At 40.7% G+C, this 24661-nt stretch carries 15 protein-coding genes; 11 read left to right on the plus strand and 4 right to left on the minus strand.

What is annotated here, in order from left to right; genetic code table 11:
* The first annotated feature begins 1 nt into the window (after position 1).
* The 6 genes from H4O18_RS10185 to H4O18_RS10210 all read left to right on the plus strand — a co-directional run bounded on the left by H4O18_RS10185 (position 2) and on the right by H4O18_RS10210 (position 9525).
* Entirely contained in the window at positions 2-3322 is a 3321-nt protein-coding gene (locus tag H4O18_RS10185) for a SusC/RagA family TonB-linked outer membrane protein (RefSeq protein WP_187584149.1), read from the plus strand.
* Positions 3323-3332: 10 nt separating this feature from the next.
* Positions 3333-4838: a RagB/SusD family nutrient uptake outer membrane protein gene (locus H4O18_RS10190; protein WP_187584151.1), complete on the plus strand. Its 1506-nt coding sequence runs from the start codon at positions 3333-3335 to the stop codon at positions 4836-4838.
* Between the two features lie 211 nt (positions 4839-5049).
* Complete coding sequence (locus tag H4O18_RS10195) at positions 5050-5949, plus strand: dihydrodipicolinate synthase family protein (RefSeq protein ID WP_187584153.1); 900 nt, start codon at positions 5050-5052, stop codon at positions 5947-5949.
* Positions 5950-5995: 46 nt separating this feature from the next.
* Positions 5996-7189, plus strand: coding sequence for a n-acyl-d-glucosamine 2-epimerase (locus H4O18_RS10200; RefSeq protein WP_187584155.1), 1194 nt, complete (start codon positions 5996-5998; stop codon positions 7187-7189).
* Between the two features lie 157 nt (positions 7190-7346).
* Positions 7347-8477, plus strand: a complete 1131-nt coding sequence (locus H4O18_RS10205; RefSeq protein ID WP_187584157.1) for a sialidase family protein — start codon at positions 7347-7349, stop codon at positions 8475-8477.
* 163 nt (positions 8478-8640) lie between these two features.
* Positions 8641-9525, plus strand: a complete 885-nt coding sequence (locus H4O18_RS10210) for a phytanoyl-CoA dioxygenase family protein (RefSeq protein WP_187584159.1) — start codon at positions 8641-8643, stop codon at positions 9523-9525.
* A gap of 1 nt (position 9526) precedes the next feature.
* On the opposite strand, the gene H4O18_RS10215 is transcribed toward H4O18_RS10210, so the two are convergent.
* Positions 9527-10264, minus strand: coding sequence for a FadR/GntR family transcriptional regulator (locus H4O18_RS10215; protein WP_187584161.1), 738 nt, complete (start codon positions 10262-10264; stop codon positions 9527-9529).
* 235 nt (positions 10265-10499) lie between these two features.
* Here H4O18_RS10215 and H4O18_RS10220 point away from each other — a divergent pair, with 235 nt between their 5' ends.
* Together H4O18_RS10220 and H4O18_RS10225 are read left to right on the plus strand one after the other, a co-directional pair.
* Positions 10500-11273 (plus strand): creatininase family protein, encoded by a 774-nt coding sequence (locus H4O18_RS10220; RefSeq protein WP_187584163.1) that lies wholly within the window; start codon positions 10500-10502, stop codon positions 11271-11273.
* A 124-nt stretch (positions 11274-11397) separates the two neighbouring features.
* Entirely contained in the window at positions 11398-14019 is a 2622-nt protein-coding gene (locus tag H4O18_RS10225; protein WP_187584165.1) for a sodium:solute symporter family protein, read from the plus strand.
* A 92-nt stretch (positions 14020-14111) separates the two neighbouring features.
* Here H4O18_RS10225 and H4O18_RS10230 read toward each other — a convergent pair whose 3' ends face one another.
* Positions 14112-15020 (minus strand): lysophospholipid acyltransferase family protein, encoded by a 909-nt coding sequence (locus tag H4O18_RS10230; RefSeq protein WP_187584167.1) that lies wholly within the window; start codon positions 15018-15020, stop codon positions 14112-14114.
* Positions 15021-15527: 507 nt separating this feature from the next.
* On the opposite strand from H4O18_RS10230, the gene H4O18_RS10235 reads away from it, so the two are divergent.
* The 3 genes from H4O18_RS10235 to H4O18_RS10245 all read left to right on the plus strand — a co-directional run bounded on the left by H4O18_RS10235 (position 15528) and on the right by H4O18_RS10245 (position 21806).
* Complete coding sequence (locus H4O18_RS10235) at positions 15528-15971, plus strand: hypothetical protein (protein WP_187584169.1); 444 nt, start codon at positions 15528-15530, stop codon at positions 15969-15971.
* Between the two features lie 913 nt (positions 15972-16884).
* A complete protein-coding gene (locus tag H4O18_RS22375) occupies positions 16885-20883 on the plus strand; it encodes a BspA family leucine-rich repeat surface protein (RefSeq protein ID WP_187584171.1) in 3999 nt (1332 codons plus the stop codon).
* Positions 20884-20918: 35 nt separating this feature from the next.
* The gene (locus H4O18_RS10245; protein ID WP_187584173.1) at positions 20919-21806 is read left to right on the plus strand and encodes a PorP/SprF family type IX secretion system membrane protein; all 888 of its coding nucleotides are present in this window, start codon (positions 20919-20921) and stop codon (positions 21804-21806) included.
* 664 nt (positions 21807-22470) lie between these two features.
* On the opposite strand, the gene H4O18_RS10250 is transcribed toward H4O18_RS10245, so the two are convergent.
* Positions 22471-23640: an aldose epimerase family protein gene (locus H4O18_RS10250; protein WP_187584175.1), complete on the minus strand. Its 1170-nt coding sequence runs from the start codon at positions 23638-23640 to the stop codon at positions 22471-22473.
* A 101-nt stretch (positions 23641-23741) separates the two neighbouring features.
* Entirely contained in the window at positions 23742-24584 is an 843-nt protein-coding gene (locus H4O18_RS10255; protein WP_246474189.1) for a phosphatase PAP2 family protein, read from the minus strand.
* Positions 24585-24661 lie beyond the last annotated feature (77 nt).

Here is a 24661-nt window from a genome sequence, read left to right on the forward strand (position 1 = left end):
TATGAAACATTTTATTAAGCGATTGAGGGGAAATGGACCATCATCCGATTCAATTCAAACAAAAAACTCGACCCTAAGCATCACATTGGTTCTTAGTTTATTCCTTTTATTGGTCAGCACACCTATGCTGGCACAACAAAAGAATATAAGTGGAACCATAACAGACGGTTCGGGACAACCGTTGCCAGGGGCAAACGTATTGGTAAAAGGAACTACAACAGGTAGTCAGAGCGACTTTGACGGTAACTTTACTATCCAAGCCGGTCCCAACGATGTATTGGTATTTAGCTATATTGGATTTACTTCGCAAAGTATTCCGGTAGGCAATCAAATCACCATAAATGTTACCCTACAGGAAGACGCCGCATTACTGGATGAAGTAGTTGTTACAGGTTACGGCTCTCAAACAAGGGCTACCCTGACCACCTCGGTCTCCAAATTGGATACCAAAATCCTGGAAAGTTCCACAAGATCTAATGCTGCAACAGCACTGCAAGGTACCATAGCCGGTTTAAGGGTAACCAACACTACTGGACAGCCTGGCGCCACTCCACAAATAGTTTTGCGCGGGGGTACCAATTTTGACGGTACCGGGTCTCCCTTAATATTAATAGACGGTATACCAGGAAGCTTTTATGCCTTGAACTCTGACGATATTGAGTCTATAGAAGTATTAAAAGATGCTGCGGCTACCGCTATTTACGGTGCCAGATCGGCCAACGGAGTTATCCTGGTAACGACCAAATCCGGTAAGCCAGGAAAGTCCTCGATCAACTATAAATATAAGTATAGTATGAACGAGGAAAGAAATGACCAAAAATATATTGGTGCGGCCGACTTTATAAATTACAACAGGCAATCGATCTCTTGGTTCAGGGAGGCCGTCAACAACCCGGGATCTTTTGGAGCTTTTTTAGATGGAGCCAACGGTATGGGAACAGGCGGGGATGCCATTAGCTCTCCTTTCACCACACAACTCCTAAATTCCGACAACCAATATTTACTAAATCAACCAGGATGGAGCAGTATCCCAGATATTTTGAATCCAAGCCAGGACATTTTGTTTTACGACAATAAAACCGTAGGCGATCGAATTTACCAAAATAGTGCCACCAAGGACCACTACCTTTCCTTTGACGGCGGAAATGAAAAAGGCTCTTACTATTTAGGACTGGGACTTTTGGACAACGATGGCTTAATTCTGGGATCGGGCTTTAAAAGGTACTCAGGAAAATTTACCGGGTCCTATAGAATTACGGACAACCTAAAGGTCAACTCCAATGTTTTATACTCCCATTCCAACCTAAGCTTAAGTCCATTAGGTGGCGATGACACCGTATTCAGACGATTTCAGAGCCAAGCCCCAACTTCCAGGACCTATGACAACAACCCTGACGGTACATGGTCCAACATATATGCAGTTGGACAAAACCAGAGTTTCGGTAACCCTTTATACTATCAGGACAAATTTGTTAGAAAAAATTTGGAACAACGCTTATCGGCTTCAGTGGGAATTGACTGGAATATTTTGGACAACCTGATCCTATCTGTAGACGGAAGCCATTTTACCATCAACAATCACAACGAAAGCTTTAATAGGGCCTATAGGGTAGGAAGCACCACCGGTCCGCTAAGAACGGGCAGGGAAGCCTCGGTAGGTCTGGATAGGACCTTAAGGAATCAACTGACCAGTACTTTGAACTATACCAAGAATTTAGGCAACCATAATTTTAACGCCTTGATCGGGGCCGAATACTTTAAGGATAATTATTATACCACTTCTGCTGGAACGAGAAATTCTCCCACAGACCTGATAGAGACATTGAATGCAGGAGCTGAAGCCAACGGAATTCCTTACAGCTTTGAAACAGAATATGTTATTGCCTCTGCTTTTGGTAGGTTATTATATGATTATGACAACAAATATCTATTTGGGTTTACCTTTAGAAATGACGGTTCCTCAAGACTAGGGAACAACAAGAGCGACTTTTTTCCAGGGGTATCCTTGGGATGGAACCTGCACAATGAGAGTTTCTTTGCCAATTCCGATATCAGCAATACCATATCTAGGATAAAACCGAGATTGAGCTATGGCGTCAACGGTAATCAGGACGTGTTGAGCAATTACGGCGTTTTTGGAGCTTATGGAAGTCAGGGTGTATACAACGGGCAAACAGGTTATGCCAATTCGGGATTACCTACCTTGGGTCTGCAATGGGAAAAGTCGACCACCTTAAACGCAGGTTTGGATATTTCGTTTTTCAATAATCGTTTAACGTTTATCACAGATGTGTACTCCAGGGACATAAAGGACAAACTAGCCAATCTTACACTACCCTACTATACTGGTTTTAGCAGTATATTGACCAACAATGGAACTATTAGAAACAAAGGTTTTGAACTTCAGGTCAATGGAGATATAATTCAGAACCAAAACCTTACTTGGAATATTGGCGCCACTATCACTTCCAACAGGAATTACGTGGAGAAACTTCCGGAAAATGCCAACGACCTAAACAGACAGGACGGACAGTTGATCTGGAATGCCAGTACAGGGGAAGAAGAATGGGTAGGTGGCTTACAGGAAGGCCAGCGTGTTGGCAACGACTTGGTTATTGCCTATGAGCAAGAGGGTATCTATGCAAGTCAGGCAGAAGCCGATGCCGATAGTAACATTCAGGACGATTTCCTACCAGGCGATAAAAATCAGCATTTTGCAGGGGATGTAAAATGGAAAGATCAAAATGGCGATGGAATAATCAACAGTTTGGACAGAAAAGTTATTGGTCGCACTACCCCAGATTTCTTGGGAGGATTAACCACTAGCTTGAGGTACAAAAACTTTAACCTGTTCGTAAAGACCGATTTTGCCACAGGCCATTTGGTATGGAACCATATACGCAACAAAGGTTACGGGCAAACCCAGGGTAATTTAAATCAGCCCACAGAAGTATTGGATTCATGGACACCCACCAACACGGATACCGACTGGCCACGTTTTGTTTTTGTAAATGGGACCAAGAATGTGTGGAGAGGGAATGAAGGAGCAAACTCCGGGGATAGTTCCAGCCTTGTAAATGCTGGTAACAGCCAATTTTGGGAAAAAGGGGATTATTTGGCCCTAAGGGAAGTAACCTTCAGTTATGATGTACCCTCAGAATATTTCAATGATGTAATTAAAAGATTGAACATTTATGTTACGGGCAGTAACCTACATTACTTCAAAAGTTTTACTGGGGAAACACCAGAAGTGGGTGGTGTGCAATACGGAGCATTCCCTGTTCCAAAGACCCTTACCATTGGATTAAACCTAACTTTTTAAAATTACTACGATGAAGAAATATATTTCTATACTATTAATAGCCTTTACATTGGGTGCTTGTGAAAGCGAGTTGGAACTCACCAGCCCAAGTGAATTAACCACAGCCGGCTTTTGGGATACAGAAGAAGGAGCTAGAACCGCCCATACGGGCCTATATGCCAATTTAAGATCTTCTGCGGATGATTTATGGCTGTTGGGTGAAATACGAAGTGATATCTGGGGAGGCCGCACCTTCGAATCCCCAAGTAACGAGTCCTTGATAAGATCGGACATCACCGTTGCTACGGCCCCCTTTGGTGGCTGGGCAGGTTTATATACCAGAATACACCGTATAAACGATTTTCTGGCCAATGCTCCTGGCGTTAGCTTTGTAAACGAGGAAGACAAAAGCCATCTCCTGGCACAGGCCTATGGCCTAAGGGCACTTTATTATTACACGCTCTTAAAGACCTGGGGAGGGGTGCCTATAATTTTGGAACCCATTGCCGATGTAGACCCTGCAAGCCTAAGCAAAGCCAGATCATCCAAAGAAGAGGTTATGGCCCAGATCAAAACCGATATAGAAACATCCTTGAGCACCTTTGGATCAGCTAACAATTTCTGGGAAGGCAATAGAAACTTCTGGTCCAAAACTGCGACTTTAGCACTTAAGGGCGATGTATATATTTGGTCCGGTAATCTAATGGGAGGTGGCGCTTCAGACTTTGAGGCAGCAAAATCGGCCTTACAACAGGTTGCTTCCTTCGGGCTAGCCTTGGAGCCAAATATCTCCGATTTATGGGGTGTTGGGAATGAAGGAAATAGCGAGTTTATTTTTGCCATACAGTACAAGCAGGATGAAGCTTCCAACTTTTACAATAGCCTTACAGGAAGAAGTACGGAAATTAACCCAACTTTTAACGATAATGGCAGTTCTATGGGCGATTTTGTTATCGCCGGGGCCAACAGATATGGACAATCGGAAAAAACAATACTGTTGTTGGACGATAATGAAGACAGTCGTAAGGATGCAACTTTTATAAGATTGTATGTGGACGATAATGATGGACTTGGATATCCAACCTATAATGAAACGGCCTACTTCGGTTCCGTATTCAATAAATTTTTAGGACAGGTTGTTGGGTCCGAGCGTATTTTTGAAAATGATGTTCCAGTGTACAGATATGCGGACGTAATCCTTTTATTGGCAGAAGCCAAAAACCTATTGGGCGAGGATCCTTCAGGAGAAATCAACCAAATCCGCGAAAGGGCATATGGAGAAAATTATGTGCCTCTTATTCACGCCTACACAAATGGGACACAAACGGAAAACGCAAATGCCATCTTAGATGAGCGTTATAAGGAATTTATAGGCGAAGGTAAAAGATGGTGGGATTTAAGAAGAGCTGGGGACAGCTATGTATTTGACAATGTGAGCTTCATAAACCCAGGCGACGAGTTTAAATTGGTATTGCCCATTACAACTGATATGATCGGCAGAAACCCTTTGCTGGAACAAACACCAGGATATAATTAAAATATTGAGTTAGTTTAAATTGAGTTGTTTTCTGAAAAAAGGGTTCCATTTCTTTTGGAACCCTTTTTAAGCTTCATCCACAAAATCGGGATAATAAAATCAGGACTAACTATATTCACAATACGAATTATTGTGATCTGACTAAATTATTTTGGGAGAATGAAATCTTTGTACGTAATTGTATTTTGTAATACATAATAAAAGTAAATATATGAACGGATTGATCGCCGCAACTTATGCGCCACTGCATAATGATTCCTCAATAAATTTGGAAATAATCTCCACATACGGCCAATTTTTAAAAAACAATAAGGTGAAGGGAGCCTTTGTAAACGGATCTACTGGAGATTTTGTTTCCTTGACGACTAAAGAAAGAAAGGAGATTATCACGGAATGGTCCAAGAACAAACCAAACGACTTTTTCCTGGTAAACCATGTAGGACATAACAGTTTAAAAGAAGCCAAAGACCTAGCGACACATTCTTCCGATAAGGTGGATGCCATAGCTGCTTTGGCCCCCTATTATTTTAGACTTAGCTCGTTAAAAAGTTTGCTGGAGTATTGCAAGGAAATTGCAGGCTGCGCACCTGACACCCCTTTCTATTACTACCACATTCCGGTATTGACGGGAGCCAATTTCCTAATGCACGAATTTTTGGAATTGGCCTCCAAGGAAATACCCAACTTTGCTGGCATAAAGTTTACCAACAATAACCTAATAGACTATAAATATTGCAAGGATTTCAACAATGGCGCCTACAATATATTGTTCGGTTTTGATGAGATCTTATTAGCGAGCCTTCCTCTGGGAGCAGAGGGCTGGGTAGGTAGTACCTATAACCATTTAGCACCCTTATATCTATCGATCATAGAGGCATTCCACAACAACGACCATAAATTGGCAGCAGCACTTCAGGAAAAATCCATGAAGTTCGTGGATATTCTAAATGCTAAAGGTGGCTTTAACGGGGCGGCGAAATCCTTTATGAAGGTATTGGGTGTGGATTGTGGCCCAAGTAGATTTCCGCATGTAACCCTTTCACCAAAAGAACTGGAAGAGGCTAAGACAACACTGGAAGCATTAGGGATTATGGACCATGCAAGCCAATGATCCGAAATTAATAAGTAGCTAAAAAAAAACATACTAAAAAGGAATCATGAAACCACAAAGTAGACTATACAAAGATACCCTACTGAACAATATTGTTCCCTTTTGGGAGAGGCATTCCTTGGACCTTGAAAATGGAGGTTACTTTACCTGCTTGGATAGGGAAGGTAAGGTTTACGACACCGATAAATTTATGTGGCTGCAAGGAAGACAGGCATGGATGTTCTCTACTTTGTACAATCAGGTGGAACAAAAAGAAAAGTGGTTGAAAATTGCCAAAATCGGGGTGGATTTTATTAGGGATAAGGGAATGGATGCCCAAGGCAATGTATATTTTTCCTTAACCGCGGACGGACAACCATTGATACAACCCTATAACATTTTTTCAGACTGTTTTGCGGCTATGGCTTTTGCCCAATATGGTCTAGCGGCACAAGATCAGAAATACAAAGAACTTGCCAAAAAAACGTATCTAAACATTCTTAAGAAGAAGGACAACCCTAAGGGCAAATACGAAAAAGGAACCTCCGCTAGACCGTTAAAAAGTTTTGCCCTGCCCATGATCTTGTCCAATTTGGTTCTGGAGCTGGAAGACATATTGGAATCCACTGAAGTGGAGCGGACCATAGATTTTTCGGTTCAAGAGGTTATGGAAGTGTTTTTGGATAAAAAATCCGGTATAATTTATGAATTCGTAAAGCCCGATGGCAGTCTGGAAGACAGCTTTAACGGCCGTTTATTGAATCCAGGGCATGGCATAGAAGCCATGTGGTTTATGATCGATATTGCCATAAGAAGAAATGACAAGGGGCTAATAAAAAAGGCATCGGAGACCATTATTAAAATATTGGAATACAGCTGGGACGAAGAATTTGGCGGAATATTTTATTTTATGGATTCCAAGGGTCACCCACCCCAACAATTGGAATGGGACCAAAAATTATGGTGGGTGCATTTGGAGACTTTGGCGGCCCTTTCTAAGGCCTATGAACAGACGCAAGATCCGAAAATTTCCCAATGGTACACAAAAGTACAAGACTATAGTTGGAATCATTTTTCAGACCAGGAACACGGGGAATGGTTCGGATATTTAAACCGAAGGGGGGAAGTATTATTAAACCTCAAAGGAGGTAAATGGAAAGGATGTTTCCATGTGCCAAGAGCTATGCTCCAATGCTGGAAAACCTTCGAGAGAATGGAGAATAAGGGAATAAAAGGTATTAAACCTCAGGGCAAGCCCTGAACCCAATAATAGGAATCGACCCAACGGTCGAGGTATTGAACCTAAATCCCGCCGAAAAAGGCGGGATTAGTTCAACTTTCAATTTTCAGTGCGTCTTACTGACTTCTCAAAATTGAGTTTCACTAATAAAATAGAAATTATCATAAATTTAATAGACATGAAAAATACACTCATACTACTTTTTTTGGTCGCCTTCGGCTGTAGGGCCCAACAAGAAACTTTTAAGATCACCGATGGGGTAATAAACCATCAGGATCTGTTCAACACCTCTATGAATCCAGATGTTTCCTGCTATCGTATCCCCGCCTTGGCTACCGCTCCAAATGGGGATATCATTGCTGCCATTGATGAAAGGGTGCCTTCCTGTGGCGACCTAAAATGGAGTAAGGATATTAATATTGTGATAAGACGAAGCAGCGATAATGGCAAAACATGGTCTGCAATAGAGAAAATAGTAGATTTCCCGTTAGGCAGATCGGCTTCCGATCCTTCTATGATAGTGGACGGGATTACCAACGAAATTTTCCTTTTCTACAATTATATGGATTTGGATAATGAAAAGGACGTTTACTATTTACATGTTGTAAAAAGTTCTGATAACGGAAAGACGTGGAGCCAACCGGAAGATATTACCCCCCAGATTGCAAAGCAGGAATGGCATAACGATTTTAAATTTATCACCTCTGGCCGAGGTATTCAGACCCGATCGGGTGCACTACTCCACTGCATGGTAAACTTAAATAGTGGGCTCCATGTTTTTGGCAGTAAGGACCACGGGAAATCCTGGTTCTTTATAGATACTCCTGTGAGTCCTGCGGACGAATCCAAAATTATGGAGTTGGCCAATGGGGATTGGATGATCAATGCCAGGGCCAATAAAGAAGAAATGAGGTACGTACATATTTCCAGTGATGAGGGAAAAAGTTGGGCATCTCGACCTGAAACCACCTTGATCGATCCGGGTTGTAATGCCAGTATTGTTCGCTATACCTCCATTGAGGATGGCTACAAGAAAAACAGGTTATTGTTCTCCAATGCCAAAAGTGAAAAAGGACGTGTTAACATGACGGTTAGAATTAGTTATGACGAAGGCGAAACCTGGTCTGAAGGAAAAACAATTTATAAGGGAGAATCGGCCTACTCATCCATGACTATAATGGACAACGGGGATATAGGTTTGTTTTTTGAACAGGATGATTACCAGAAAAACCCTTTCGTAAGCTTTTCGTTACAATGGCTCACAGATGGAAAAGACAAATACAGAAAACCGAAAAATAAAAAGAAATAGATAATTAATAGTAACAAATTATTTACAAGGCCATTCCGTCAATTTCATTAGGTCTAAATAAATTGACATATCGAAAAATATTGGATATATTTATAACAGTTTGCCCACCAAATTAGAGTTGTGGCAATTTATTGGTTGCAAATAGAATTTAATAAACTGTACTATGTCCATTATAAAAGATTTAGCCGATTATGACCATCCTGTTTCGGACATGTTCCAACTGCCAAAATCGGCTGCGGAATGGGAGCAATACAAACTATCCGATGAACAGTTGGCCCACTTTAAGGAATTTGGGTATGTATCCGGCATAAAGCTTTTGGAAGATTGGCAGGTAGATTTGTTAAATCAGGAATTGGCGGAAATAATGGACCCGAATCATCCTGGCCATCATTTGTTCTACGAATTTCATAGTAACGAGTCCCAAGACCCAAATTCGGTTTTGTTCCATTCCCTAGGTCATTGGCGCATTGCCCCGGGCTTACATGATGTTCTATGGAACCCTGCCTTTATAATGGCAGCCCATCAATTACTGGATAACAAATCCGTTAGGTTTTGGCACGACCAATTATTTTGTAAACCTGCTCGCCATGGCGGTGTAGTAGCTTGGCATCAGGATTACTCTTATTGGACAAGGACCGTAGCCATGCAACACCTTACCTGCTGGACAGGATTGGATGATGCCACGACAGACAATGGATGTCTACATTATATCCCAAAAAGCCATAAATGGGGCCTTTTGGATGCGCCATCCCTTGCGGGTGACATGAATGGACTTATGCAATATCTTAACGAGGATCAAAAAAAGGAGTTTAAGCCAACTCCCATTGAATTAAAAAAAGGGTATGCCACCTTTCATCATCCCCTAATGGTACATGGCTCCTATGAAAACAAGTCGGAAAGAAGTAGAAGGGCATTTGTCCTTAATGTATTTGCCGATGGTACAATAAGCAATACAGATGATGAACTTTTGGCTGGCGTTCCAAGTGTTCCCAAAGGCAAAAAAATGGAAGGAAAGTTTTTTCCTTTACTTTATTCCAAGCTGGACTGACCTACGAATCAGTTTTCTTTTTACCATTCTTTAGAACATGGTCAAAGTGTGGTTCCAAATGTCGGCGCATGGCACTTCTGTAGGTCTCGGGGGTACCTACCCTTAAATTATCCATCAGCATTCTATGGGTCACAAATTGACCAGAGGAGTACTGATATTCGGTATTGTTCTTCCTAGAGGATTGTAAGTACTCGTATTCAAAAACCGGCAACAATAAACTTTGAAATCTCTGAACGGTAGCGTTGTTGGACATTTGATATAGCTTACCGTGAAAGGCAATTTCCCGGTCTAGTGAAAATCGATTTTTCTCATAACTGGTTTCCTCCTCCAAAGTCACTATTTGCTCCAATTCATCCAAATCCTTTTGCGTTTTATGTTCAAATAGGAAATCCGCTATACCCATTTCGAGAATGAGTCGCAATTCAAATAAATTTCGAATTATATCCTCCCCTAAAAGAGCTGGATCCAGAATTCGTTCAAAGTTGTTAATAATATCGGGCTGGGTAAGTATCATCCCTCTATGTTTCTTGGAATCTACCATCCCCAATGTCCTTAATCGCAATAAAGCCTCCCTTACCACCGTCCTACTTACTCCAAGTGCTTCGGAAAATTCCAATTCCTTTGGAATGGCATCTCCCGGCTTTAAATTGTTCTCCTTAAAAAATTTCAAGATTCTAATTTCGGCCTTATCTACCAAAGACAGGTTTTCCAAAGGTTCGATCTTCTTAAATGTACTCATGCTTCACTACCATTAGAGTTATATTACAACCTGATTTAATTCGCTTCATAGGTTGCCCAATTTTGTGTAATTTATGACAATATTACGACTATTTTAAGTTAATTACATACAAATTGTTTTATGTATTACATATTGTTAAAAAATATGGAGTACATTTCACATCACAAATACCGAATAATGCAGGCATTTGGCTAACCAATTAGCCTCGACAAATAAAAACGATAAAAATAAACAGATGAATACAAGTCCAAGACCCTACGTTTTAGCAGAAACCAACTGGAAATCCGTAAGGGAGCAAAAGTATACCGTTGCCATATTACCTTGGGGTGCCACGGAGGCCCACAATTACCATTTACCATATGGAACCGATAATATATTGGCAGAAAATGCTGCCATTGAAGCTGCAAAAAAGGCCTGGTCCAAGGATGCCAAGGTAATAGTCCTGCCCAATATTCCTTTTGGGGTCAATACCGGACAAATGGATGTTGATCTATGTATAAACATGAATCCAAGTACACAGATGGCACTTCTAAAAGATGTGGTTCAGGTGTTGGAAGCCAATAAGATCAGAAAACTTGTCATCATAAACGGACACGGTGGTAACAATTTTAAACAAATTATTAGGGAACTAAGTATTATACACTCTAGCATCTTTGTTTGCTCATTAAACTGGTGGCAGGTAAAAGATGGGTCACAATTTTTTACAGAGCCTGGAGATCACGCAGGCGAATTGGAAACCGCGGTCGTAATGCATTTAAATCCAAATTTGGTGCTACCCTTGGACGAGGCGGGTGATGGAAAAGCCAAAACATTCAAAATAAAAGGATTAAAGGAAGGATGGGTTTCCGCACAACGTAAATGGACTCAAGTAACAAAGGATACTGGTGTAGGAAATCCTAAAATGGCCAGCCCAGAAAATGGAGCAAACTACTTTAGGGCAGTGACAGACGGTATTGCCGAATTTTTAAAGGAACTCCATGAGGTGGATGTTGATGATATGTACGAATAACAATATTTTTCCAAGTGTCTTCCCTTAATTTCTAGAAATGCGTTAAAATGAGAAATCCAATTAATATGTTATACATAATACTTTATTTTTAAGTATATTGCAGACCAAGTTAATTTTACCTTATATGGGGATATTACATAAGATTTCTATTTTCACCTTAGTGCTCTTAAGCACATTATCTAATTTTGGTCAGGACAGCCTAAAACTCTCAATCCGTAATTTACCGAATCTCCCCGCCGCAGCAGGACAAGAACAGTCTTTAGGTTATGCGGGCATGTTGGGTGGCGTACATGAGGGCGTCATCATTGCCGCAGGTGGTGCCAACTTTCCAGATGCACTTCCATGGGAAGGTGGACAAAAAAAATGGAGCAATTCCATCTATATCCTTAATGACAATGCATGGCAATTAGCCAAAACTTCGCTGCCTTACCCCTTAGCCTACGGAGCATCCATAAATCTTCCCAATGGAATTCTCTGTATTGGTGGCAACAACATAGAAAAAACCTCTGCTGCCGTTTTTCTGTTGAGCTATAATAAGAATACATCTGACATAACCATAGTTAACTACCCCGATCTGCCAGAACCTTTATCCAACAGTGCTGCCGTTATCAACGGAGACTATATCTATGTCATTGGAGGCATAAATAATGGTAAAAGCACCAATTCCTTCTACCGTCTAAATATAGAAACCAAAACTTCCTGGGAAAAACTTCCAGATTTTCCAGGTGCAGCCAGAGCACTACATACAGCAGTAGTTCAGGAAGCCTCCGAGGCAAAAAAAATATTTGTCATTGGAGGAAGGAATGAAGTAAAGGGAAAACCTTCCGAAGCACACAGTAACTATTTATCCTACAATCTCAATAAAAACACTTGGGAAGAAGAAGGCGATGTGCTATTGGACCACGAACCAACGGTATTAATGGGCGCTTCAGCCGAAGCAATGGGATCCATGCACATTATGATCTATGGGGGTTCAGACGAAGTAATTTTCAATCAATTGGAAAACTATGCCTTAATAATTCCCCAAGAGACAAATGATTCCATACGGGAAAATTTAATTCAATCAAGAAATAAAATATTAAATAACCATCCTGGTTTTAGTAAAAACATATTGGCCTACAATACCATTACTAAAAAGTTCTTCATCCATGATAGTCTGGACACCAAAATACCGGTTACGGCATTGTCCTTCCATCATCAGAACGATTTTGTAATCGTTTCAGGAGAAATATCCCCTGGAATACGAACCCCAAAAGTCCAAGGTTTGCATATTGCGGATGCGGCCCATCCTTTTGGATTTTTAAATTACGGTATATTGGCAGCCTATTTATGCATTTCTGTACTCATAGGGCTATATTTTTCAAGAAAACAGCGCTCCACAGAAGATTACTTTACCGGAGGGGGACGCATACCTTGGTGGGCGTCCGGGCTAAGTGTTTTTGGAACCTTGCTAAGCGCAATCACGTTTATGGCTATACCGGCCAAAGCCTTTATCACAGATTGGTCCTATTTTATGCTCAATATGACAGCCATATTGATTACCCCTGTTATAGCCTATATTTTTATCCCATATTTCGCCAAGCTTAGAATTACCACAGCATACGAATTTTTGGAGAATAGGTTTAATTATACGGCCAGGGCCTTGGGAAGTTTGTCGTTTATCCTATTTCAATTGGGACGGATAGGGATTGTACTATTGCTTCCCTCATTGGCAGTATCCATAGTTACCGGTATACCCGTAGAGGCCTGCATATTAATCATGGGTATACTATGCATTATATACACCGCTTTCGGTGGTATTGAAGCTGTAGTCTGGACCGATGTATTACAGGTTGTAGTATTAATGGGAGGAAGTGTATTGGCTGTCATCTGGATTATGCTCCACACAGAGGCCAACCTCGGTGAAATGATAGATTATGCCTCGGATAAAAATAAGTTCAATATTATGAACATGGAACTCAATTTTACCGATTCCACTTTCTGGGTAGTATTTATCGGAGGTTTGGCTTCAGCTTTGGTAACCCAAGGTACCGATCAAACCATCGTTCAGCGTTATTTGACCAGCAATAATGTTAAGGATTCTCAGAAAACAGTCTACACCAACGCCATTATGACCTTGCCGGCGACCATTATATTCTTTGGAATTGGAACCTTGCTATTTTTATTTTATTCGGAGATGCCCGATCGTCTATCCCCATCCATTACCAACAACGACTCTATTTTCCCATGGTACATTGTTAAAGAACTCCCTACAGGGGTGTCCGGGCTTCTCGTGGCGGGTATTTTTTCCGCGGCAATGTCCAGCATTAGCAGTAGCCTAAATTCAGTTTCCACAGCTTTCTGTAGTGACTTTTACAAGCATTTTCGCCCCGAAATAGCCGATTTACGCCTACTGCGCATTGCCAGGGTAGCCACCATAACCACAGGTATTTTAGGGGTGTTGTTTGCATTATGGATGGCGAGTTCCAACATAAAATCCTTATGGGATGAATTCTACAGATACCTGGGCCTGTTTACGGGTGGACTGGGCGGTATGTTTCTTTTGGGCATGCTTACAAAAAAAGCAAATGCCAAAGGCACCCTGATCGGATTTGTATTCAGTGGGATTTTAATCTACTATATAAGTAACTACACCACAATAAACTTTTTAATGTATGCCTTTTTTGGATTGGTATCCTGTTTTGTTTTTGGATATGTATTTAGCTTGATATTTAAGGAGAAAAACAATAAGGGTCCCAAAAAATAGAGTTTCCAACTAAAACCATTACCCTAGTCATCATCTAATCTAATATGACCCGAAAAGGAAGCAATAAAGAACGTCATAAACCAAGAGTACCCCTAATTGGAGACATGTTCCAATTCCTGTAAAGCCGCTTCATTTTCCCTTTTTAATTTCCAGCGTCTATGGCTCCACAACCACAATTCCGGAGCACTAACAATGGCCTGTTCCAATTGTTGGGCGTATTTTTCCAATATTTCAAAATTGTTTCTTATTTGTGGGTGATCCTCTATAATCCGAAATTCCAATTCGTAATAACCCCTTTTCAATTTTTTGAAGAACGGAAACAGAACTACCTGATCTGTTTTTTTGGCAATTTTATCGGCACCGACAAAAAAGGCAGTCTCCTGATTTAAAAAATTATACCAGTATTTGGAACTCTTTTTGGTTGGACTTTGATCGCCGATCATACAATTTAAGGTAAGTACCTTCCTTTGATGATTATCAATAATGGTCCTAAACCCCTTGTCCGATTCCACACAATTTACACCAAACCTTTCCCGCATATTTTTGAACAACTCCTCAAAATATTTGTTTTTGATAGGTTTGTAAAACGTATTTGAACTATAGGGAAACATCAATGGCAAAAAAACCAACCATTCCCAATTCCCTTGATGACCTGTGTACATGAGAATACTTCTATCCTCATTCACATATTGCTGTATGAGTTCAGGATTCTTAATGAGCAAACGTTTTTTTATGGCCTTCTCCCCTATTGTCAACCTTTTGAAGGACTCCAAAACAATATCGCAGAAATGCCTATAAAAATCTTTGGCTATTTGTTTTATTTCATCATCACTCTTAAAGGGAAAAGAATTCCTTAAGTTATTGAATACAACCCTTTTTCGGTAGCCCACAACGTGATATACCAAAAAATACATAAAATCCGAGACCCTATATAGAGCCCACATCGGAAGTAAGGAAATAGCGTAAAAGGGGAGAAATTTAAATCTTGAAAGGTATTTCATCCTGTTGTTGATTTAAGTATTCCAAATAATACCCATTACTTATTACTTGGGATTTTTTATCATTAGTACGCCAAAATTAAAAATACTTACCCTTTGCCGTAAAATATGAAACGGTAAGAATTTGTTAATACTGCTCAAAATCAATCTAATTTATTGATTTTCCACTAATTAACCACAGTTCTTGATTAAAAAGAGAATATAAAAGTTAAGGATATTTTATTCTTTTCTTGAGCACCACCAACAAAAATAACAGCCAAAACCTTTCAAAGACTCGGGTAATAAGAAAGTCCATTGACGAGTATGAAAAAAGTTAAGATCAATCCCTAAAAATGACCAAAATCATTTACCTGCGCTTTTCAATTTACTAACTTTAAGGTTGCAGGTATAAATTTGCAACTACCGACCATTTTTTATCCATTACCAGCTTTTGGCATTACTAATTAAGCTTGTAAATACTGGGAACATCAAAACCTAAAGAGTCATGTATTTAATCTAAAACACAACATTATGAACGCTGCAATTAATAAAAAGAGAATGATCGAATGGCTAGACCCCAACGAAATGCACGAGGCTAGTCTAAAATGGATGTCGGAATTAAAATTTATCAGGGACGAACAACTGTTCTTAAATGACTTGGTTAAATCGTACACCTTACAGTTAACGGATTCCGAATTTTTCACCGAAAGTAAAGAAATCATTGGAGCCATCAGCACAGCAGAAAAAGAGGTAATCGTACTGATGAAAAAAGTCCAGGCCCACGAAAACCAATTGGAAATAATGCTTGATCAAATAGATCAGTTAAAAATGGAAAAAGCATATACGGAAACCCATTGGGAATTGAATACCGAAATGAACAGATACTCGGTTCACTACAGGGAACTTAAATCGCATCTATTTAAACTGGTCACCAAAGTCATGAAAAAGGACAAAAGAAATAGGTTGCTGAACTGAGTTTTGAACATTCAAAAATCACCAATTAGTTTTGTCCCCTTTTTTAGTGGGGGATTGTAACATTTGGGGTGTAAGTCTAAAATTATTTGGTTGCAAGCTCTAGTGGACAAATCATTGAGGAAGTGTTTTGGTCCTAGACTCCTATAGCAATATTTTATTACGGCCTTTCTATCTCCACTACAGAAGAAGACCGACCAAACTATAAACGTTGTAGACCAAGAAGTTGGACCAAAGTAATTTCTATTCTGGCCTTAACCTATCCAGAAAGATTAGGTCTGGAATAACAATGACACGCTTAACTGAACATAACCAGGCCATGCAAAGAAATGAACAGAACACGAACTCTGAGATAGTCTCTTCTATCTTTTTCCAATTCACACATATCTTTTGAGCTCGATCCCGATTAAGCAAGCATCCTTCGCTTTATCCATGGCCACTTCCCATATATAGTCTTTTCTACTTACCCTTGTATTTTTTATGTAAGGGCATCAATGGCCTTTTAAAAAATCCCCTATGCGGTCCGGCAAAATATTTTATCGACCAACTACCTCAAAAATCAGTTATCGCAAATATGCAACACCACAAGTTTTAACTTGTTCAGGATGAAAATTGGGCTATTGACAACTTTAATTCTTGATACTTAATTCACGTAAATACCTTGCGCACTCAAGTAGGTAATTATTTATAAGATTCATCCTCTTCTTCATAATTGACCCCCGATTAACTGGTTTTCTTTAAGATAAGGCAGACCACTATGGAACAGTGTACAAAATATTTAAAAAGGTCGCTTAATAGTTTTAATAAAAAAAATACAATTTATAAACCCTAACCATGAAATACAAATCCCTAAAAAGATTATGATAGCCTATCTAAAACAAGAATTGAAAACCAATACATTAATAAATACACTTTTATGAAAAAGCAACAGCTTAATTTATTCCTTTTTTCCTTAATGCTATTTTCGTTAACAGCATTAACCTACGCTCAAGATAAATTTACTATGAGTATTTACACGGGTGGAGGAACACCAACCGTTACATCTAGTTCTTCAGCAGGCACAGCAACCTTAATAGCTACCAGAAGTGATGGAGGAATTCTTCCTGGGGTTTCCAGTGGCTTTCTAGACCCAGGCGTAATGGCGTCAAATGAATCCTATACGGTTGCATTTAATATTCCTATCGACATCAGTAGTTTTCAAATTGGAGAATTCACTAACAATAGTACAGGCCTTGATTACGTGTTTACACCAAACATAGGTTCACCAATTAGTATCGCAGATAATTCTGGCGCCCTCGCAGGATCGGTAACCACATTTTCTCCTGCTGATTGGATTGGGGTCACAAGTATGATAGTTTCATATACGGGATCAGCCAATTATAGAATGGGTCTAGACAATCTTGTGTTTACTGCCAGTTCAGCTTTTATCACCACCTGGAAAACAGACAATCCGGGATTTTCCGCAGACAACCAAATTACCATCCCTACGGGAACCGGTACTTTTAATTATACCGTGGATTGGGGCGATGGCACAACAGATACTACCGTGTATACGGGGAGTGCAACGCATACCTATGCCACTGCAGGCACTTATACAGTTACCATTAGTGGTAATTTTCCGCATTTGCAATTCCCAATAGGCAGTTCCGATGCCCAAAAATTACTATCCGTGGAGCAATGGGGGGGTCAGGTGTGGTCCTCAATGGAGAGCAGTTTCAATGGTTGTAAAAACATGGTTATTAGTGCCATGGATGTGCCGGACCTCTCTCAGGTAACCAATATGAGTAATATGTTTGCTTACGCAGAAAACATGAACCAGGACATAACAACCTGGGATGTAACTAATGTGACCAATATGGAACGAATGTTTTGGTTTGCATTAAGCTTTGATCAGCGTATAGGATCTTGGAATGTTGGTAATGTCATTAACATGCGTGGAATGTTCAATGGAACCGTTGCCTTTGATCAAGATATAAGTTTGTGGAATGTAAGCCAAGTGACCAATATGGCGCTTATGTTCGAGAGAACGAAAAGTTTCAACCAGTGGATAGGGGATTGGGATGTAAGTAATGTTACAGATATGGAATATATGTTCGCTGGGGCCGAAGCATTTAATCAAAATATAGGGTCGTGGGATGTGAGCAATGTGGTCAACATGGGGAGCATGTTTCAGGGTACAGCTAAATTTGACCAAGATATTGGCCATTGGAATGTAAATAATGTTACCAACATGGAATTCATGTTTCAAGGAGCTGCCAAATTTGATCAGGATCTTGGCAATTGGAATGTGGGCAATGTGGCCAATATGAGCGAAATGTTCAGCTCAAGCTTGTCCACTGATAACTATGACAGGATATTGATGGGTTGGAGCGACCAAACGCTTCAGCCTGGTGTTCGGTTTGGTGCAGGGACAAGCAACTTCTGTCTCGGGGTTACTGCGCGCCAGAAGATGATCAACGATAATGGTTGGACAATAACCGATGGAGGAGAGGATTGTTCCCACATTTTTATCACCACCTGGAAAACAGACAACCCAGGAACATCTGCAGACAACCAAATTACTATCCCAACAGGAACCGGTACCTTTAGTTATACCGTGGATTGGGGCGATGGTACAACGGATACTACCGTGTATACGGGGAGTACAACACATACCTATGCCACTGCAGGCACCTACACCGTAGCGATTTCAGGATACTTTCCGCATATTTATTTTAATTATGATGGAGATAAGGATAAAATATTGACTATTGAACAATGGGGAAGCCAAGTTTGGTCATCTATGGAAAATAGTTTTATGGGGTGTTCCAATATGGTAGTAATTGCCACAGATGTTCCTGATCTTTCTTTGGTAACCAACATGGCCTATATGTTTTTTGATGCCACTTCTTTTAATCAAGATATAAGTTCATGGAATACGAGCAGCGTAACAAATATGTCTAATATGTTATACGGTGCAACTGCATTTGACCAGAATATTGGTCCCTGGAACGTATCAAATGTCACAAATATGGCTGGTATGTTTCGCGGGGCAACTGCATTTAACCAGAATATTGGCTCCTGGAACGTGTCAAATGTCACAACAATGAACAGTATGTTTGATGGTGCGGCTGCATTTAACCAGAATATTGGTTCATGGGATGTATCCAATGTTACAAAAATGGCTAACATGTTTCAGGGGGCAGCTATGTTTAACCAGGATTTAGGTTCATGGACCGTATCAAATGTCACAATAATGCGTAGTATATTTAAGGGTGCAACTGTTTTTAACCAGGATATTGGATTATGGGATGTATCCAATGTTACAACAATGGGTAGCATGTTTCAAGGGGCAGCTATGTTTAACCAGGATATAGGTTTATGGGATACAAGTAGCGTAACCGATATGGACTTTATGTTCAACAACGCAACTGCATTTGATCAAAATATTGGATCTTGGAATGTTGCCTTAGTGGAAGCAATGCAAGGAATGTTTGAAAGCGCCATTGCATTTGATCAAAATATTGGTTCATGGAACGTATCCAATGTCATAACTATGGAGGACATGTTTAAAAATGCGTCTCTATTTGATCAAAATCTTGGGACATGGGATATAGGTAGTTTGTCCTACATCGAAGATATGTTTCTAAATGTAACCTTGTCTACTATCAATTATGACGGCATACTTTTAGGCTGGAGTAGTTTGGATACAGGAGAGACAAAGGTTCCATCACGTTTGTTGGACTTTAGTGGTGGTAACAGTACATATTGTCTTGGAGAACAAGCTCGTCAAAACCTTATTGATAATTATGGCTGGGAGATAATAGATAATGGTAAAGATTGCTCAAGCTATGATGAGGACAACGACGGTGTCAATGATTTCAATGATACCTGCCCTTATACCCTAAGCGGAGAAACTGTAGATGCCAATGGCTGTTCCGATAGTCAAAAGGATAGCGATAACGATGGTGTTTCAGATTCAATTGATACTTGTGCCGATACGCCTTCAGGAGAAACTGTAGATGCAAATGGCTGTTCAGATAGTCAAAAAGATACCGATAACGATGGTGTTATGGATGATGTTGATAACTGTGCAAACACACCAACAGGGGAAACTGTTGATACCAATGGCTGTTCTAACAGCCAAAAGGATGCCGATGGTGACGGTGTACCTGACGCCGAGGATACCTGCGATAATACTCCAACCGGAGAAACTGTAGATGCCAATGGCTGTTCCGATAGCCAAAGGGACAGTGATAACGATGGAGTCACTGATGCTAATGATATCTGCGATAATACTCCAACTGGAGAAACTGCAGATGCCAATGGTTGTTCAGATAGCCAAAAGGATGCAGATTTTGATGGGGTGAACGATGCGGAAGACCAATGTCCCGCTTCCCCCGAAGATGAAGCAGTGGACGCTTATGGCTGTACTCCTTCCCAAAAGGATTCAGACAACGATGGTGTAAACGATGACCAGGACGAATGTCCCAATACCCCATCCGGTGAAAACGTGGATGCTATAGGTTGTGCAGATTCCCAGAAGGATGCCGACGGAGATGGTGTTCTGGATTCATTGGACAATTGCCCACAAACTCCTAATACTGACCAGCGCGATGCCGATAATGATGGCATAGGGGATGTCTGTGATTCCATGGAACTTAAAGTATCGCAAAGCTTTACGCCCAATGGCGATGGCATCAACGATACCTGGAGCATCTATGGTATTGAGAACCATCCCAATTCCTTGGTAAGGGTGTTCAACACCTGGGGCAAAGAGGTCTTTTCGGCCAGGAACTATCAGAATGATTGGGACGGGCATTACAAAAACCTAAATAACAAATTACCCGGTGCCGGATCTTATTATTTCCAGATCGATTTCGACGGTGATGGTAAAGTAGACCAGGACGGATGGCTTTATATCACTTCACGTTAACCAAACCATTAATTTCAACTAAAGACATTATCAACATGCAGATATTCAATAAGATTTTTTTAGGCGCACTTTTGTTGGTGGGCGGCACCTTGTTTGCCCAGCAGGAAGGGGTGATCACCAATTATATGTACCATATGAACTCCTATAATCCCGCCTTCGTAGGCGTGGATGGGGAGACCATGGTCACCGCCAGTTTCAGGCAACAATGGACGGGTGTCCAGGATGCCCCCAGTGCAGAGGCGGTATCCTTCGGGACCACCCTGGGCAAGAATTTGGGGATAGGGATATCCATTTACAACAGCAATACCTTTGTAGAAAGCCAGACCTTTACGGGCATCGACTTTTCCTATAGGCTGCAGTTGTCCCAAGGAACGGAGCTCTACCTAGGGCTTAAGGCAGGCGGTAACTCGTACAGCGTTAACACCTCCGGCCTGGAGACCTACAATGTAAATTCGGATCCCAGTATCTCCTCCATCTCCCGTTTTAATCCCAATGTGGGAGTAGGGGCCCTGTTGAAAAGTGGTAAGTGGTATGCTTCTTTGGCGGTTCCACGTCTCCTTTCTACGGAACGTGCGGATAACGACAACGGTGTGGCCACGGCGGCCTTGGCAAAGCCACATGTCTACGCCACGGCCGGGTATGAGCTGATGCTGAATCCGGCCACCAACCTAATGTTGAGGCCATCTGCCATGGGGCGTTATGTTAGTGGGGCACCTGTTTCCGTAGATTTCAACGCTATGCTTTCCTTTGACAACATTTTTGAATTCGGGGGCAGCTACAGGACAGATGGGGCATTTGCCGGACTGGTGAATATCAGCATTAAAAAAAGGTTGCTATTGGGATATGCCTATGAGGTAAGTACCCGTAGCGAACTGGCCAGTGCCAAAAACACAAATGAATTTTTATTGAGGTTTTTGTTTTAGGCCAGAGTGGAGGAAACAAAAATATTATCACAATATTACAGGACAATTTATTTAAAAAGGGGTGTTTCATACACCCCTTTTTTTTGTATTTCCAAGGAGTTGAAATTCAGCCTATTGTGGGGATTCGCAGCCCATTTTAATTGCCCATATTAAATACTTGCCATCGATAATCCCATTAAAACGAGGGTGTTTACAAGTAATTTTAACAAAGATTTTGAGTGTTTTGCAATTTATTTAAGAAGTTTTAGAGCAACCTTTGTACCGATAAAATATCTAAGTAAAAAAATCGTTAATAATTGATCTAATTGTTAGATAATCAGAAATCATTATATGTCATGGAAATAGTTGCCCCAATTGTAAAGCTTATAGAAAATAACCCCTTCATCTCTATTGTGCTTTGTCTGCTTATAGCCTTAGCGCTAATTACCTACAAAATAGTTAAAAGAAGGACCTATTAAAATAATTAAAGGGGAAGAATACTTTTGTGCACTTCCCTTTTCTTTTCTTTATTTCCCAAACCATCATAACCAACAGGAAGAAGACATTGTAATGTCTGCTTTAAATTGAGATTTATTGGCGTTTCCCTTCTTCTTAATTTTCTTCCTAAGTCAAGAAGGTGATGTTTTAATGGTAAATGACCACAATATTAACATCAATGTCCCCCTTATTTAGTAGAGAATTTATAGGTAGTTTTTGAGCTATACTTTTCTTCTGGATTGAGTACCACCGATGGAAAATCCAATTGATTTGGAGAATCCGGATAGTGCTGTGTCTCCAAACAAAAGCCACTTCTTTTTTTATAGGTTCCCCCTTGCTTGGCAGGAAGGGTGCCATCCAGAAAATTACCAGAATAAAACTGTACCCCTGGTTCAGTGGTGAACACTTCCAAAACCCGGCCACTTTCTGGGTCATAGGCCGTTCCAATCAGTCGATGTCCTTTGTCCTGACCGTTTAAAACCCAGCAGTGATCGTAACCGCCGCCTTTCTTTAATTGATCATCGTCCGCCTCTATCCTGCTTCCTATAGATGTTGGTTTTCTAAAATCGAACGGAGTGTTTTTCACCTCGGCAATTTCCCCTGTGGGGATCAAGGTATTGTCTACCGGAAGATATTTATCCGCATTCAAACTGAGGACCTGATCAAGAACGGTTTTGGAAAAGTCTCCTGAAAGATTAAAATAACTGTGATTGGTAAGGTTTACTATTGTTTTTTTATCTGTGGTTGCCTCATAGAGCATATCCAAAGAATTGTCCTCCTTAAGCGTATATGTAACCGTTGTATTCAAGCCCCCGGGATAGCCTTCCTCCATATCCTTGCTCAAATAAACCAATTTTAAGGCTGCATAATATTCACCCGTTTCCTCTGATGCCTTCCAAACCACTTTATCAAAACCCTTAATACCTCCATGCAAATGGTTTTCTCCATTATTAACGGCCAAACTATATTCCTTTCCGTCCAAAGAAAACTTTCCTTTGGCGATCCTGTTTCCATATCTGCCTATAATTGCTCCAAAATACGGGCTACTCTCCATGTACCGGTCTAGGTTGTTATACCCTAAAACCACATCTTCTGAAACTCCCTCTTTGTTTGGAACTTTGATGGAAGTTATAATTCCGCCATAGGTTATTATATCCACGGTCATTCCTGAACTATTTTTAAGGGTATAGCGGTCCACTTTCCCACCATCTGGCGTAGTCCCAAATTCGTTTTTTTCAATACTCACTTTTTCAATCTTTTGGGTTACTTCCTTTTTCTTTTCGTCCTTACACATTACGCTTAAAATTACTATCCCTAAAAAGGATAGACTATATAAAAACTGTTTTATGAACTTCATATTACTTGCTTGGCGGATTAAGGTTGATGTTGAAATAGATGGTAATATACAAAACCAGCAAACACTATATTTTAATTAAAAAGAACACACCTATTAAAAACCTAAAAAGTCCCTCTTAGGCCTATGGTTCCTGGTCCAACTTGCAGTCTCCAGCTAATTTTGTCCCTAGACATAATCCCGGGATACCGTTCCTTATTAAGGTATTTATCTATTGAGTCTACCACCACAACACTTACAGCCACACTCAAGGCCACATCCGTTAGCCAATGGGCGCCGCTCCAAAGCCTTGTAACCGGAGAAAGAAGCCCCAAAGTGTAAAACCCACCCTTGGCCCATGGATTTTTAAATTGCTTGCCTATGGCATAAAATGTAGTAAATGCCAATATAGTGTGCCCTGAGGGAAAGCTGTGATAGGCGGCTTCCTTGCTAAATGGTTTAAAGTTTCCTTTTCCCACATCGGCTATAGGCCTGGCCCGCCCAACAAAAGTTTTACTCACAGACTGAATTAATCCTACCGTAGTGGCCGAGGAAATTAAGAGCACCCCTGTTTTTCTCCATTTCTCATTCTTCGTAAAAAGTCCAATTAAATACACCCCTCCATTGATGGAGTAGTTATAAAGTGGTTTTCCAAGGTAATAACCGGTCTCCTTGAATATCCCTGGAACGTCCTCCTCCTGATTCCGAAACCAATCGGAGCTTTCTTCGTCAAATGCGTACAGCGCCCCAGTTCCCAAGATAATGGCCCCTGCGGTTATAAAATCGTCCTTTTCCCAATGAAATGGCCTGGAATAGGCATGCTTTAATCCTCCAAAGGCACTTGCCCCGTCATACCCCAACATTTTCCATGTACTCATGGTATCAAGATCCTGGGTCTGCGCCTTCAACTTGGGAAGGCCCAAAAAAAATATTAAACTAAAAATTAAAACTTGGAATTTCAAATTCATTAAACTCTTGGTGTTATTCATGGACAAAATTAACCAATTATACATCTAGTTCAAATTTCAACGGTCTACCAAAGCCG

This window comes from Arenibacter arenosicollis, assembly GCF_014397245.1.
GTDB lineage: Bacteria > Bacteroidota > Bacteroidia > Flavobacteriales > Flavobacteriaceae > Arenibacter > Arenibacter arenosicollis.

What these genes read in the sequence shown, in the direction of transcription:
- H4O18_RS10185 (WP_187584149.1), top strand. Translation starts at nt 2, where the DNA reads ATGAAACATTTTATTAAGCGATTGAGGGGAAATGGACCATCATCCGAT.
- H4O18_RS10190 (WP_187584151.1), top strand. Translation starts at nt 3,333, where the DNA reads ATGAAGAAATATATTTCTATACTATTAATAGCCTTTACATTGGGTGCT.
- H4O18_RS10195 (WP_187584153.1), top strand. Translation starts at nt 5,050, where the DNA reads ATGAACGGATTGATCGCCGCAACTTATGCGCCACTGCATAATGATTCC.
- H4O18_RS10200 (WP_187584155.1), top strand. Translation starts at nt 5,996, where the DNA reads ATGAAACCACAAAGTAGACTATACAAAGATACCCTACTGAACAATATT.
- H4O18_RS10205 (WP_187584157.1), top strand. Translation starts at nt 7,347, where the DNA reads ATGAAAAATACACTCATACTACTTTTTTTGGTCGCCTTCGGCTGTAGG.
- H4O18_RS10210 (WP_187584159.1), top strand. Translation starts at nt 8,641, where the DNA reads ATGTCCATTATAAAAGATTTAGCCGATTATGACCATCCTGTTTCGGAC.
- H4O18_RS10215 (WP_187584161.1), bottom strand. Translation starts at nt 10,264, where the DNA reads ATGAGTACATTTAAGAAGATCGAACCTTTGGAAAACCTGTCTTTGGTA.
- H4O18_RS10220 (WP_187584163.1), top strand. Translation starts at nt 10,500, where the DNA reads ATGAATACAAGTCCAAGACCCTACGTTTTAGCAGAAACCAACTGGAAA.
- H4O18_RS10225 (WP_187584165.1), top strand. Translation starts at nt 11,398, where the DNA reads ATGGGGATATTACATAAGATTTCTATTTTCACCTTAGTGCTCTTAAGC.
- H4O18_RS10230 (WP_187584167.1), bottom strand. Translation starts at nt 15,020, where the DNA reads ATGAAATACCTTTCAAGATTTAAATTTCTCCCCTTTTACGCTATTTCC.
- H4O18_RS10235 (WP_187584169.1), top strand. Translation starts at nt 15,528, where the DNA reads ATGAACGCTGCAATTAATAAAAAGAGAATGATCGAATGGCTAGACCCC.
- H4O18_RS22375 (WP_187584171.1), top strand. Translation starts at nt 16,885, where the DNA reads ATGAAAAAGCAACAGCTTAATTTATTCCTTTTTTCCTTAATGCTATTT.
- H4O18_RS10245 (WP_187584173.1), top strand. Translation starts at nt 20,919, where the DNA reads ATGCAGATATTCAATAAGATTTTTTTAGGCGCACTTTTGTTGGTGGGC.
- H4O18_RS10250 (WP_187584175.1), bottom strand. Translation starts at nt 23,640, where the DNA reads ATGAAGTTCATAAAACAGTTTTTATATAGTCTATCCTTTTTAGGGATA.
- H4O18_RS10255 (WP_246474189.1), bottom strand. Translation starts at nt 24,584, where the DNA reads ATGAATTTGAAATTCCAAGTTTTAATTTTTAGTTTAATATTTTTTTTG.